10 protein-coding genes and 1 pseudogene are annotated in these 14,123 nt (G+C 66.3%); 6 read left to right on the top strand and 5 right to left on the bottom strand.

From position 1 onward, the window contains the following. Positions 1-198: 198 nt before the first annotated feature. Positions 199-1,167, top strand: coding sequence for a hypothetical protein (locus tag MK_RS06690; RefSeq protein WP_011019624.1), 969 nt, complete (start codon positions 199-201; stop codon positions 1,165-1,167). Here MK_RS06690 and MK_RS06685 read toward each other — a convergent pair. The 3 genes from MK_RS06685 to MK_RS06680 all read right to left on the bottom strand — a co-directional run bounded on the left by MK_RS06685 (position 1,151) and on the right by MK_RS06680 (position 5,967). After that, positions 1,151-1,708: a PIN domain-containing protein gene (locus MK_RS06685; protein ID WP_226988743.1), complete on the bottom strand. Its 558-nt coding sequence runs from the start codon at positions 1,706-1,708 to the stop codon at positions 1,151-1,153. The two genes, MK_RS06690 and MK_RS06685, sit on opposite strands and share 17 nt — an antisense overlap. A gap of 229 nt (positions 1,709-1,937) precedes the next feature. Next, on the bottom strand, positions 1,938-2,090 hold the full coding sequence (locus tag MK_RS09135; RefSeq protein ID WP_011019622.1) for a hypothetical protein: 153 nt from the start codon (positions 2,088-2,090) through the stop codon (positions 1,938-1,940). 463 nt (positions 2,091-2,553) lie between these two features. Beyond that, a complete protein-coding gene (locus MK_RS06680) occupies positions 2,554-5,967 on the bottom strand; it encodes a hypothetical protein (protein ID WP_158295968.1) in 3,414 nt (1,137 codons plus the stop codon). Positions 5,968-6,222: 255 nt separating this feature from the next. Here MK_RS06680 and MK_RS06675 point away from each other — a divergent pair. From MK_RS06675 to MK_RS06660, 5 genes and pseudogenes are all read left to right on the top strand, one after another. Continuing rightward, positions 6,223-6,842, top strand: a pseudogene (locus MK_RS06675) (DUF1678 family protein). A gap of 489 nt (positions 6,843-7,331) precedes the next feature. Continuing rightward, positions 7,332-7,475 carry a hypothetical protein gene (locus tag MK_RS09130; RefSeq protein ID WP_158295967.1) on the top strand — a complete coding sequence of 48 codons (144 nt, stop codon included), beginning with the start codon at positions 7,332-7,334 and terminating at the stop codon, positions 7,473-7,475. A gap of 246 nt (positions 7,476-7,721) precedes the next feature. Then, positions 7,722-8,762 (top strand): hypothetical protein, encoded by a 1,041-nt coding sequence (locus MK_RS06670; RefSeq protein ID WP_011019619.1) that lies wholly within the window; start codon positions 7,722-7,724, stop codon positions 8,760-8,762. Between the two features lie 1,386 nt (positions 8,763-10,148). Next, entirely contained in the window at positions 10,149-10,682 is a 534-nt protein-coding gene (locus MK_RS06665) for a carboxypeptidase-like regulatory domain-containing protein (protein WP_011019618.1), read from the top strand. A 318-nt stretch (positions 10,683-11,000) separates the two neighbouring features. Continuing rightward, entirely contained in the window at positions 11,001-11,378 is a 378-nt protein-coding gene (locus tag MK_RS06660; protein ID WP_011019617.1) for a ferritin-like domain-containing protein, read from the top strand. 560 nt (positions 11,379-11,938) lie between these two features. Here MK_RS06660 and feoB read toward each other — a convergent pair. Together feoB and MK_RS06650 are read right to left on the bottom strand one after the other, a co-directional pair. Next, positions 11,939-13,891 carry a ferrous iron transport protein B gene (gene feoB, locus MK_RS06655; protein ID WP_011019616.1) on the bottom strand — a complete coding sequence of 651 codons (1,953 nt, stop codon included), beginning with the start codon at positions 13,889-13,891 and terminating at the stop codon, positions 11,939-11,941. A 4-nt stretch (positions 13,892-13,895) separates the two neighbouring features. Then, positions 13,896-14,123 carry a FeoA family protein gene (locus tag MK_RS06650; RefSeq protein ID WP_148679753.1) on the bottom strand — a complete coding sequence of 76 codons (228 nt, stop codon included), beginning with the start codon at positions 14,121-14,123 and terminating at the stop codon, positions 13,896-13,898.

The raw sequence follows: 14,123 nt of genomic DNA, 5'->3' as shown, positions 1-14,123 counted from the left end.
TACCGGTAGAACCCCACGCTCACGGTGCACACAGTGCAATTAACAAGTTCAAGGGAAAGCGAGGAAGGATTTCGCTCCGAGGACAACCGTGGGGAGAGGACCGCACGTTTCCGGGTACAACGACCACTTACCAGATCGGAGTAGAAACTTGTATAGTAAAGGACCTCCCCCTCCCCCCAAGTAACGGGGGCTGTTCATTTGGATAAATCCTCGCTTTACGGTCTCGCGTTGGACGTCACCACGCTCGCCGTCCTCAGGCTCGTGAAGCGCTATCCGGCCTCAGGTAAGGGGTTCCCCGAGGGTAAGAACTCTGTGGAGCTGGTGTTGGGGGAAGCCAAGGACCTGTTCAGGCGGTTCGAGCTCGAGGTGTTAGCGGGTGAGAGGGAGCTCTTGGAGGCCTGTTTCGAGGTGCTCAGACTGCCCGGCGTGCCCGTGAAGGTCGGAGGAGCGTGCGGGAAGGCCGGTCTCGAGACCCTGCGGAAGGTGTTCACGGACCCGGACGCCTCGGTACTCTTCATCACCTCGTACGGGCTGGATGAGTTCGAGGAGGTGATGGAGGAGCTGGGCGTGGATCCGGAGGAGATCCGGGCGGAGTGTCGGCGCCTGCTCGTGCAAGAGGTGGAGTACGAGGGTAGGGTTCACCCGAGCGAGGAGGTGATCGAGTCCTGGGTCGAGGCCGGGTTCGAGGTGCGGGTCGTCGGTCGGGAGAAGTTCGAGAAGAAAGGCGTCCATTTCGAGGTCTGTTACACGGACAACGTGATGGCGATCACGAGCGCGAACATGACGACCGCCGGCCTCGAGAGGCTGAGGGAATGCTCGGAGCTCGTGGTACCCCTCGTGATGGACGTCAAGGCGCCGGTGGCCCTGCTCGAGTACGAGCCGCTGGGGTTCGCGGCGGTGGTCGGTGCGAACGTACACGCGGGCGTACTCCACGAGTTCCTCACCCGATCCGACCGCGTGTACGATCGACGCTCGAGTTACCGGAACTTCTACGAGGAGTACGGTGGTTACCTACCTGAGTGCGAGGGTCTGAGGCACCTGTACCGGGAGTTGAGAGCGGGGTTAGAGTGGTACCTGCGCGAGGGTTGTCCGGAGATGCTCTGGTGGGTGGAGCCCGAACCTCAGACCATGCCCGACGTTACCCCTAACCTTAACCTCTACATTTGAACACGCCGAGCTCCTGGAGGAAGTCGAACGGCGTCCGCCATTTCAGTGCTAAACCCTCTCTCCTCAGCTCCTCCGCCATCTGTGAAAAATGACTCACGTCTAGGGTGACCAACACCGCTTTAGTTTGTAGGCAGACGGCCGCGTGCTCGGCGTCCGCGGGATCGTCCTTGGGATGAGCCTTACGACACAACTCCACGAGCTCTTCGTCCGGGTCCACCCACTTGCACTTCTCTTCGAGCAGTTGAAGAACACCTCGGAGGTTCCAACAGCGGTTGAAGAAGGACTCCCCTGCCAGGTTCTTCTCGTACTCCTTCATGAGCCTGGGACCCACCACCAAGGTCACGTCGAGGCATCCGAGCAGGGAGAACGTGAACGTGTAAAGGGATTCCACACGTTGCTCCCTCGAGGAGGGTTTCAGCCCGATGAGTCGCCTACGAACGCCCCTTCCGCCCTCCGAGATGAGGACCGGCCTGGTCACCTCTGGGATCGAGGGTGAGAGGAGCTCCTCGACGGCCCGGAGGACCACGTTGGTGTCGAGCATCACACGCAACTGAACTCCCCCGAGCGACGTCGCGGGCGGCGGGAGGACCCGCTTTCGGATAAACTCTTACCCCACGTTAACGACATCTCACGTCGAGTGCTCCCGGGTGTGGTCCCCTCGCGGACGCGCCGCGGACTTAGACGTCAAACATGCCTGTTTCTCTCCACTCGATTTCGGTTTCCTAATCTGCCAGACGCCGGAGCGACGGTTCGACGGCCGAGGGTGATCCTCACACGGTCGTCACCGGCAGGATCGAGGGCCTCACGGCGAGCCCCGCACCTCCGAGACGGCGCGGATCGGTATGAGCCGGCTCGTGACGCTCCACGCGTAGGCGTTGCACCCGTTCGCGCCGTTTGTGCAGCAGTTCGTAGTCACCGGACACGCTCCCGGTCAGTCACCGCGAGCACCAGCGGGAGGACGATCAGCAGCGGCGTGAACCGTCACCTCCGGCGCCCCGGTCGGACGGGTACTAAGGGTAGGAACGGCGTCCAGGTGATGTCCCTCCCACTTCCCCGCCACCGGGGCCTCTCAGGGCTGTTGGAAGCGCGCGTACAGGGGCGTGTCTTCTCCCTCGAGACCCCAGGTCCGAACCCCGAAGCCGGAGACGTCCGAGGAGCAGGACCCCCTCACCACTCAGAAGGACGACGATCACTCAAGTAGACGGGTAGAAGATCTACTGACTGACTCATCAATAATTTCTGACTCTGTCAAGGTAAAATTCTGCTGTGGTCCTACAAACTGTGCTCGAAGGACTACCTGAAGGAACTGCGTCGAATGGACTCGCTACTGAACGTGCTGGGCGAGTCGGTAAGGGGACGGTCGGGGCAGCGGCGGTTGATCGAGTTCTAGGCCGATCGTCGCCGTCGGACGGGCACCGGCGGTACCGGTACGGGGATCCGTCGGGTCCTCCCACCGCCCTTCCGCTCGTCCGGTCTCCCCTCGGTCAGCGTCCACCCGTCCCCCGTCCGCTCGACCCTCAGCACGACCTCCTCACCCGCGGGCGTCCGCGCCACCAGCGTGCCGTCCGGCCTCGGCTCGACCGAGTCGTAGAGGCGCCGGTCCACCACCTTCTTCCCGTCCGACAGCACCACCAGATACTCCCCGTCGATGTCGAACACGGCCAGGAACCAGCCCCCGTCCAGCCGTCTCAGGTACTCGGGCTCCAGGACCCTCGACGACCCGGTCAGGGCGACCACGGTCCCCTCGGTCACGATCAGCGTCACCGGCTCCCCGTCGCACCCGAGCTCCGTCGGGACGACGCGGACGAACCGTCCGGGTAGTGTCGCCAGCACGCGCTCGCGCGTGAAGCGGTCGAACGCCGCGACCCGTTCGAGGAGGACGGTCGAGTCGTCGGAGGACCACACCGCCACCGATCGGAGGGTACCGACGTCCCTCCAGACCTTCCCGCTCAGGAACACCAGCCGGCCGACGACCGCGGCCACGTCGCAGTTCGACAGGAGGGCCACGTTGACCTCGGGCGGTGAGACCCGGAGCGTCAGCGCGGGTCGGTAGCCGTCCCCGTCCCATCTCTCGACCTCGAGCCGGGTCGGGCCGGTCCTGACCCTGACGGTCGGCGTCGGCCACGGGTCGGTCACGAGCTCCAGCTCGAACCCGTCGGGAGTCGACAGCCTCAGCGCCCTCCCCGAGACGCGCTCGACGCGCCAGTCACCCCGTGGGAGGGGTGGTAGCACCAGGTCCACGGAGCGTCCGTCGCGGACGAACGTGAGGACGGTAACGTCGCCCTCCCGGTGGACCAGCACGGTGACGCCGTCCAGCTCGATGCGGTCGCCGGACGGGGGTTCCCGGGACCCCACCAGGAGCGCCGGCACCGTCGCGACGGGGTAGTACCTACGGAGGGAAGAGAAGATCGGCGCGGGTACGACCACGGTCTCGCCCGCGCACCCCGGCGTCGACCCGGGCCGGTGATCCAAGGCGCGTCCCTCGGCGTCGTACAGGGACCCCGAGAGCAGGTAGTACGTCCGGTCCCCGACCTTCACGCGCGTGGCGCACGCGTACTCGGGCACCGTCGAGACCACGAGGAGCGACGTCAGGGTCTCCCTCTCGGCGGGCGGTAGGAGGTCGACGCGCTCCGGACCGTCGGGCCCCAGTCTCACGACCTCCAGTCCCTTGTCGGTGTACCTCCCGACGATCGGCGTCGGGGAGAGCAGGGCGGCGTGTGCGGTCCCGTCGGGCGCCCGGTACACGACCGTGAGGAGCGAGCGGTTCAGCCCGGCGATCACGGGATCGCCGGTGAGTCCCGTCCGCACCCTCACGGGCCCGAACCCCGTGGACAGTTCCACGACGATCTCGTCCCCGTCCCTCAGGACGCGGCACGTCCCGTCCCCGGCCGGTCGGCACCAGGCGTCCGGTAGGTCGCCCAGCGCGAGGTCCTCGACGACGTACCAGCGGTCCGGCACCTGGCGCTCCGGGAGCAGGTCCTCCAGGTCGATCGGGCACTCACGGTCGCCGACGCGGTACACGATCTCGTGACCGCGGACCTCCGGGAGCGGGAGTCCGACGCACAGGCCGTCCGTCAGCCTGGCGAGGAGCTCGTACGTCCCTCTCTCCCTGAGCACGACGAACGGTCCGACGCGCGCCACCACCTCCGCGTCCTCGGCCTCGCCGAGGGCGCGGCGACCGTCGTGGGTGACGACGTGGAGGGCGCCGTCCTTCCCCTCGTAGACGACGAGGCGGTCGTTCAGCCAGAGGGCCTCCCGGGCGTCCGGGAGCTCGAAGGTCCCGAGCGGGGTGATCACCCGCACCGCGTCGCCCTCGCGGACCGCGACGATGACCCCGCAGTGGCTGCACGAGCCGTAGTCGTTCCACACGGCGTCGACGGGCAGGACCTCGGGACGATCCCGCCCGAGATCCACCAGGTACGATCCGGTGCGCGAGATCAGCAGGATCCCGGTGTCGTCCAGCGGCAGTACGTCCTCCGGCCCCGAGGTCGTGAGGACCTCCTCGAACCCGCCCCCGTTCCACACCAGGACCGTCCCGTCGCGCACCAGGACGGGTGGTACCGGGCCCAGCTCCGGGTCGTAGACGTAGCGGAGCGTCCGGCCCCACGGGTCCGTCACCTCCAGCTCGTCTCCCTCGACGCGGTAGTCCTTACCGTAGAGCGTGTAGAGGCGGCGCGTTCCCGGGTCGAACACCAGGATCGTCGTCACCGGTTCGACCCCGGCCGTGGCCAGGTAGAGCGTGCGGTCGCCGAGCCGGATGACCTCGGGCTTCAGGTCCCTCACCTCCGGCGGACCGTAGAGCCGGAACTCCACGAGCTCGAACTCGATCCGACCGTCGGGGGTCCTCAGGACCAGGAGGTGTCCCCACCCGAGGTCCACGGCGCTCAGGAGCTCGCCCTCGCCCACGGTGGTCCTCCCGTCGCCCGTGACGACCTCGATCTCGCCGTCGGACTCGAGCACCGGCACGCTCCCGACCCTCCACCCCAGGATCCGGCCCGTGGACCGGTCGATCAGGGGGCTCAGCGGTAGCGGGAACGTCCAGACCTCGCGACCCAGGAGCTCGACGACCCGTCCGACGACGAGCCGCTCGTGGGGCGCCTCGATCAGGTGGTCGTAGTGGCGGCGCTCGGGAAGGTACCAGCGGAGGACCTCGACCCACCGGTCTCCCTCCCGGTGCAGCAGGACGCACTCGGGGCCCCTCTCCAGGACCGACCACTCGGTCCCCAGGACGGCCAGGTAGACGTCGCCGCCGGACCTGTAGCACGCGAGCGCCGTCTCGTCGTCGATCAGGGCGACGGGATCCTCGCCGCGGACGTTCAGGTCGAAGGCGGTGACCTCGCCGCCGGAGCCGATCGTCACGGCCCGGATCCTCCCGTCCCGACCGACGTAGGCGACGCAGGTGAGCGGCTTCCACCTCGGCCTCGTGACGTTCGGTGAGCGGCCCGCGTCCCGGTACACGACGTCGCCGAGGTCGTCGACGACCAGCACCTCACCGTTCACCTCGAGCGCCCGGTAGTACGATCCCCTGCCGGTCGGTAGGTCGCGTTCGCGGACCGGGACCGCGTCGAGCGCCACGCCGCGTACGCGGAGGTCCCGGTCGAGGGACACCCCGACCCACGTCCCACCCTTCGTCGGGTAGTACACGCTCAGGCCGTCCCGGGTCGCGTGGAGGACGGGCGGACCGATGGCGTCCGTCCCTATTCTGATGACCTCGTACGGGTAGAGATCCAGCGCCTGCGCGCCGATCGCCGCGACGGTGAGGGAGACGACGAGCAGGATGGGAATTCGCACGGTCGTCACGACCCCCTCCGGACGCGTCGGGTCCGCGCCGGATGGGTCGCTTTACTTAAAGACGTATTTTTAAAGACGTTGCGGTTTTCGGGCCCCCGAGCGTCGTGAGGTCGGCCCATCTTGTATGGAAGGAGCTCATCGGCTGTGCGACTCGACCGGTGAGCCGTGGTCCCCTATCGTGATGACAAAGATTATATCCTGGGGTACCACTCTACCCTTGTCTCCATACAATTTGGAGGCACATCGGGGGATCACGTGCCGGGGTTGGTCGGATCGCACGCTCATATCCCGATACCCCATGATCCGGTCGAGCGGATCCGGACACTCCGAGTCCTGAGGGAGGTCTACCGCCGGGGGAGGAAGCCGAGTCTGGAGGTTACTTATCGGACCGTCAACGGGAGCACCTGCGGCCCGTACTACGTGGCCCGTTGGCGTCGCGACTCCCGGTTCAAGCACGGGCGGACTCTCTACCTGGGTAAGTCCGAGAACGAGAGTGTTTCCTTCGTCGAGTGGTTGGTCTCACTGGATCGGGGAGAGGTCCTCGAGCTCGCGCGACACCTCATGCGCAACCTCCGCTCGGTGCTCAAGACCCTCCTGACCGAGGTCTCGGACCTCCCGTACAAGAAGGTCCGACGAGTACTCGCCCGCGGGCTCGCGCTGGCCTTTGACGCCAGACCCGCGGGATCTCCCGGAATCCGGGACGTGTTAGAGGAACTCCCCGACCGATTGGAATCCTTCGTGATCAGGACCCTCGGAGGATGGCCCGCCCACTACTCCTCGTACTTGGAATCATCCGTTCGCGCAGGAGATTCCTCGACGGGAGGTACGAGGTACCCGACGTGGAGTTGGAACTCCAGCGCTGGAAGCTGCGGCACGGCCGGTGACGCTAGTAAGAGTGTTCACGTACTATCGTCGACTAACGCTCATGTCGATATAGTATGATTCACACATGAATTACATACTATCAGCGGACGATAGTAATACCATCGTTCAGGGTTAAGATCGGCACTAGCGTGGGTAAGAATATCTCAAGTGTTTGTACCCAAACTTTAGCAATTTCACGGCCCTTTCAAAACCTAGACGGTTGTATTACTGTAGTGGAATTACCGTACGTATGTGGTGAGTAAACAGTACGATTTTTATCATACGGTCATTGACATACCGTACGTGAACGCTCATACCAACCCCACGGCGCGGGCCCGACGGACCGTGAGCGTCGCACCGTCGTCGACAGGGTCGAACCCGCGCGGGGAGCGTCATCTGATCAGAACCAGCGATCCGTTTTCGAAACATTAATATGTCGATACATCCACCCATTCCATCCTCAGCCGTGAACCCCCGGCGCGATGCTCCTGCGTGAGGGTGGGGAGGGAGTGAGGGTTCCCTTGTCCGTGGTGGAGGGTCTCGTGTGCCTCACGGCACTGGCCTTCGCGGTCGCTACCCTGGCGGCACTCGGACTCGGGTTCCACTACCTCGGACGATACGGCCTACGACGACTCGCCCACAAGCTCGAGTGAACTTCCCTTTTTCTCTCCTCCCCCCGACCGCCCCCGGAAAGCCGTCCACGGGTTGAGCACGAGGGTCCGTACGGCGAGGCGAGGACCTCGGCGACGTTCACCGTGGAGCGCGGCGGTGACCACGGACGGGAGCGCGGTGAGGGGTTGCAGGTTCCCGGTCCCGGTGCCGCCCGTGATCCCGCCGGGGCGCCGGGCCCGCACCTGTCCGCACGCTCATCCTTACACATGGACGGGGGGTCGATACGGTTGAAGGAGCTCATGAGCTCCCCGCGCGGGGACCCCGAGTTCCCCCTCCGAGCGGAACCGTTGGCGCCCGTGTACGTCCCCAGGACCCAGTTCCTGAAGGACGTGGACGGCGACGGTAGGGTCGACCACCTCCACCCGTCGGAGGCCGCGGCCCTCGAGTACTTGATAGCACTCGGCCATGATCTTGACCCGTTCGACGTCGAGAGGGACAGTAGACCCATGGAGCTGGGAAGCCTCCTGAGCCCGGCCGTCGAGGACCTGAGGGACGTGGGCCTGCCGGTCGTGCCGTCGACGGTCAGACCCCCGGACGCCAGCTGGGCCGCCGCGATCCTGACGTACCTCCTCGAGGAGGTCCCGATCGCGTACGGGCCCAAGAGGACCGTACTGTCGTTCTCCGCGGTGTACCGGACCCCCGTGGAGCACCGGCCGATGCGGACGGCTCCAGACGTGGAGGTCGACCACGAGTGCGTGGTGGTCCAGACCGACAGTAGGTACGTGTACGTGCACTGCACCCGCTACGGTGTCGCCGCCGTCCGGAGGGACGTCTTCGACTCCGCCTGCGGCGTCCTCGCCACCACAGTCGACCACTCTCCTCCCCCTGAGGACGCCGGACCGTCCGAGGTAGCCGATCACGTGCTGACCGAGACGGAGCGACCCGTCCTGGCGGCGGTCGACTCGGAGCACCTGAACCCGGAGCACGCCACGGGGACGGTGCCCTTCGTCGTGGCGGTCGAGGAGGGTTGGATGGAGGACTGGAAGGAGGGCGTGGAGCACGACCTGCCCGCGGACGGTATCGGGTTAGCCTCCTACCTCGCGACCCTGACGTTGCGAGATCGACTACCGGTCTACCACAGGGACAAGGACGGGAGCTTCAAGGAGTGGCTCCGCGAGCACGAGCGCGAGATCATCGGTCGCGCCAGACCGGAGGAGATCGATCCCGTCGTCGAGATAGCGCAGAAGCTCGAGGGATGCCTGGAAGATCTGAAAACGCCCGAAGACGACCTGCACAGGCTGTTCGACTTCCTGAGGAGGCGCCGCTGAGCCACCGGGAGATGACGGGTCGGTCCGCGTGCCGGCCCGGACCCGGTCGGACGGTATCGTGATCTCGTCGCGGGTAGACGGTCGGGGTTGGACGGTTGGAACCCCTGACACTGTTCCTGCTTCTTCTGCTTCCGGACGGTCCTCCTTCCTTCGACCTACCCGGGTAAAGCAACCGTATTCAGGACCCGGGGAACCGTGTGGGTACCCGCCGACCCCCGACCTCCCCGCGCAGCTCGTGCGTCACCCGGGTTCTCCCCGAGCCGCCTCACCCGCCACCTCGGGATCGGACCCACGGCATCCGCCCCGAACACGTGCGTACCATCTCACGGCGGATGTCGGGCCGGGTCCCTCGTACCTCGAGGCCCGAGGGGAATCCGTCCTCGCCGCACGGGGGTCCCTCACCTGGGACCGGGAGGGCCGTACGGAGCGCTCCCCTCCGACGGTTGGAGACCCCTTAAGCCGTGGGTCCGCCGAGTTTCCACCGGAAGGGACTCACGTGTCCCCCGGTGTCTTCCCTTCGAGACACCGACGCGGCCCGCGGCCTGCACGTCGTCGAACGATAATGAGACGGCGACCGGCGCCACCACAACACGGTATTGATATCCAGAAACATCAAATTACGACTCGGATACCCCCGGCCCGCGGAGAGGGCCACCTATCCACTCTCCGGAGAACAGGGGAAACCCGTTGCGTCTTCCGATCCCCACCGACCGCACCACCCGGCTCGTCACGTCCTGGTGGGCGCTGAACCGCCCGAGAAGCTGCTGAAGGCCCTGACCCGACGACGTCCTAAGCTGGACGCCACGTCGCGTCCGGCGATCGACACATCCGCGATACGGTGGCGCCCCGTGGAGCCGGGAACGGCCGCATCACGCTCTTAAACCACCGGCCTCCGATGGGTGGGGATGACGATCCTTTAGGCCACTGAACGGTGATGACCGGTGCCGCTCCGACCCTCCGAACGGGAACACCGGTGAGGAGCCCTTCGGGCACTGACAGGGTGATGAGGGGCAGGCGTCCCCGAGCCACCCACTACCGTTCCGAGAGAGGGGTCAGATCATCGTTCGGCGAGCTGGTTCCGGGTCCAAAGGGATCGCCGTCGGCCTGTGCCACCTTCATCACCGCTCGGCACCCCTCGGCCTCCCCATCCGCGTCACCTTTCAGCGGGCCTCGGCCCGTTACCCGGAGGTCATCGGGACCTCCCCGCAGGGCCACTCCGCATCGGCCCGATCCACCGTATCCCGATCGCATCGATCGAGTTCTGACTTACGGTCCGGTGAGCCCGCGCCGTCTCACGGTCGGGAACCGGTGACACCGCGGGTGTGACGGAAAGCTCCACTATCCTTAATTACCCATGTTCGAACAGCTTAGTACGGGGAACCGGGCTTGAGAGTTGTTCTGGCTGCCGTTCTGGGTCTGCTGGCGGTCCTATCGCCCGCCGCGGCGGCGGGCACGTTGGACGTGAAGGACGTTCAGTACCCCGCCGAGGTCAACGCGTGCCAGGAGATGGAGGTCAAGTTTAAGGTCGTCGACGCGTCGACGGGCGAGCCCGTGTCCGACGCCTCGGTGATCGTCAGGATAGCCGGTGAGGAGCACAAGGACACGCCGCCCGAGAACTGGGAACGGGGACACTACGCTAAGGTCACCTCGGACTCCGAGGGTAACGTGACGGCCAAACTCACCGCGCCGGGTAAGGAGGGTACGTACTACGTATGGGTGAAGGTCGAAAAGGACGGCTACGAGACGCTGGTGAAGAACCTAGGGGAGCTGAAGGTCACGGGGTCGTCCACGTGCCCGAACGAGGGTGAGCAGCACCGCTGGGGTGAGCAGACCGGCGGTATGGCCGACGTGCCGGTCTCGCCGCTGGTGATCCTCGGGGCGCTCTGCGTGCTGGCGCTGGCCGGTGCGACGAGGCGGTGAACGCCCCCTCGCCGCCTCGAACCCCCTCCGCCCCGCGACTTCCGGTCATCGGGTTCCCCAAGGGGAACGGTCTTCATCGGTCGTCGGTTGCCCGATCTGTGGGCGAGATCCCTCGAATACGAATTCTCCGGCGAAGATCGTCGGCAGCGTCGCCGCCCCCGGTGGTCGACCCGAGACCGCGGACCGGGCCCGTGAGGGGGTTAACAGTAAGAAAACCGTCGGTCCGACCCGAGCCGATCACACCTTATCACTTTCCTCGTTATAGGATATCGAAGTTCATAATAGCCTCGCGCGCGCCGACCGGCCCGGGTGGTACCCATGCCCGGACTGGAGGAGCATCTCGAGAGATGGTTCAAGAACGAGAGCGAGGCCGTGACCGTGTACCGTACGCTGGCAGGATTGGCGGAGGAGGCGGGCATGTCCGAGGTCGCCGAGACGTTCAGGAAGATCGCGGACGAGGAGCTGAGGCACGCCGCGATCGTGGCTCGGATCGCCGGGAAGCTGAGCGAGGACATCAGGGCGGAGGTCGAGCGACTGGCGGAGCGGGAGGCGCAGGCCGCCGAGCTCAGGAGGAACGTGATCGAGGAGTACGGGGACGAGATGAGCGAGGACGTACGGGCGTACCTGATCAGTACCGCGCACGACGAGGAGCGGCACACGAAGATGCTGAGGAACCTGCTGAAACGTCTGGAGTGAGGTCGGGAACACCGACCCTCGTCATCGATCGGCGTTCCTCGGCCTCCTCATTCCTCTTTTACGGTGCAGCGTGGCCTGCCCGACTGCCGGCTAAGTCGCGGCGAGGTAGGGTCAATGGGCTATTTAAGCAGTGCCGCCCTCCCCCCGCGGCGCCCGACCTCGAACCCTGACGGACGCCGACGGATCGAAGTGAACGTGGAAACAATTCGGTTTCAGGATCGAACGACGTGTGCCGAAGCGCGGGCTCGCCGTCGTGAAGGTCGATCCCCGTGGTGACGGCTTGGATGTGAATCCGAGGTCGAGCAAGGAGCGCCGAAGTGAGGTTCCAGCGTCGATTGGGACGAGATCGCGGTGTTGAACCCGCCCTCGAGATGGGGTCACCCCGACCGCCCGATGAATATACACCGCCTCGTGAGCCTCAGCTCCCGTTACCCCCGGTCATCGGGAGACCCTCATCCCGGCGCCACTCCTCATCGGCCGGGCTCCCTCCGGGGGCGATAAGGGGCGTTACCTGGCGGATCTCAGGACCCCGTTCACGGAAAAATAAGGTGACGGCGGGTTCAGCCGCCGAGTGCCACGAGCGCGTGGTGCACGGCCGCGCCGACCAGGGTCGCGAGGGACAGGTTCGCCGCGACGGAGAGTGCGGCGTACCTCATGGAACCGGTCTCCGAGTAGACCGCACCTATCGTGGCGGCACACGGGATGTACAGCGCGCTCACCAGGGTGAGCACGTAGGCGTTCTCGGGCGTGAGGTGCGCGTGCAGCATGGCGAGGGTGGAGATGACGATCTCCTTCGCGACGATCCCGTTGAGGAGCGCCACGGCCCCCTTCCAGTCCAGCCCCAGGAGGGCCACCGTCACCGGCTCGAGGGCCTTACCGACGAGCTCGATCGCGCTCCCGCCGGTGCCCAGCGGCTCCGGGTATCGGGTGGCGACCCAGAGCAGGACCGAGGCCGCCAGGATGATCGTGCCGGCCTTCTGGAGGAACTCGTTCGAGCGCAGCCAGGTGACGGTGAGCACCGTGCGTAGGTGCGGCTTACGGAGGCGTGGGAGCTCGATCACGTGCCCGCGGTGGGGCTCCGGCTTGCCGAAGAGGAGGCGGTGTAGGATGTAGGACGTGGCCACGAACAGCGAGAGGGCGACGACGTAGATGGAAACGGCGGCCGGTACGCGCCAGGGGTCCGGTAGCTTCGCCGTGAGGAACGTGATCACCTCGAGACGGGCACCGCAGGGGATCAGCGGCACGACGATCGCGGTCAGCAGGCGGGCCCGTTCGTCCTCGATGATCCGGCTCGCCGTGATCGCGGGTACGTTGCAGGAGAGGGACAGGACGGCGGGGAACACGGTCTTGCCGTGGAGACCGAAGCGGGCGAGCAGGCCGGACGCTAAGGCGGCGAGGCGGGCCGTGTAGCCGGCATCCTCGAGCACGGTGAGGAGTAGTAGCATGACGAACACGTACGGGTACATGGCGAGCACGGTTCCCACGCCGGGGATCACGCCCTCGGCGAGTAGGTCGGACCATGGCGCGGGCAGACTTCGGGCGAACCCGGCGAGGTGTTCGAACGCCCCCTCCACGAGCTCGGAGAGCGGGTCGCCCAGGAGGAACGCCGACGCGAACACCGTCCCGAGCACGCCCAGGGCGATGAGCGTGCCCCACACCGGGTGCGTGAGGACGCGGTCGATCCGGTCCTGACGGGAGAGCGAAGGCCGACCCGTCACGCAGTTCCGGGCGATCCGCGTGGCGAGTTCGTCCCGGGCCTGCGAGATCAGGACGGCCGGGTCGTGGGAGGTCCGCTCGGCGATACGTTTCTTGACCTCTTTAACCCGTTTTAGAAGCTCGGGATCGCGTTTTTCGAGTTCCCGGAGGAGTTCGGGGTCCCCCTCGAGGAGCTTGAGGACGGCCCAACGCGGGGGGTACTCCGGGAGCCTTTCACCGACCTCCGGGGCGAGCTCCTTCACGGCCCTCTCGACCTCGCGAGGGTACCGGGGGGACCTGGGGTTCGGCTCGACCCTTCCCTGCACGACGTCCGCGATCGCGCGCTTGAGGTGCTCGATCCCGTATCCCCGCTTCGCGGATATACCGACGACGGGCACTCCCAGCTCGCGCTCCAGTCGTTTCAGGTCGATGCCGATGCCCGCGCGCTCCGCCTCGTCAAGCATGTTCACGGCCAGGATGACGTGATGGTACCCGAGCTCCGCGATCTCGAGGAACACGCGCACGGCCCCGGCCACGTTGAGCGCGTCCCCGACGACGACCACGGCGTCCGGCTTCCCGTCGGTCCGGCCGAGCAGGTAGTCGCGGGCGACGCGCTGGTCCTCGGAGAAAGCCGTGAGGCTGTACGTGCCCGGGAGGTCGATGAGACGGTACCTATCCCCCCGGAACTCGTACGTGCAGGTCTTCCTCTCGACGGTGACCCCGGGCCAGTTCCCGACCTCCAGGTTCGCGCGGCAGACCCGGGACATTATGGTGGTCTTACCCACGTTCGGTGGTCCCGCCAGCGCTACCGTCCTCATCGCCTCACCCCTGTTCCTCCTCGACGATCACCTTGGCCGCGAGGCCGCGACCCAGGGAGTACTTCGCGCCGCCGACGCGCACGATGACGGGACCCGGACCGGACTTCACGACCTCGACGCGTGCCCCGGGCCGGATCCCGAGCTCGTACAGCATGGCGGCCGCTCCCTTACCGGCGGCCACGTCGACGACGCGGACCGTCCTCCCCTCTGGCACCTCGAGCAGTGTCTTCAC

Source organism: Methanopyrus kandleri AV19 (assembly GCF_000007185.1).
In the GTDB taxonomy this organism is placed as follows: Archaea; JAADCQ01; Methanopyri; order Methanopyrales; family Methanopyraceae; genus Methanopyrus; species Methanopyrus kandleri.
The sequence above is the reverse complement of the archived record's forward strand: the minus strand, read 5'-3'. Positions and strand labels throughout refer to the sequence as shown.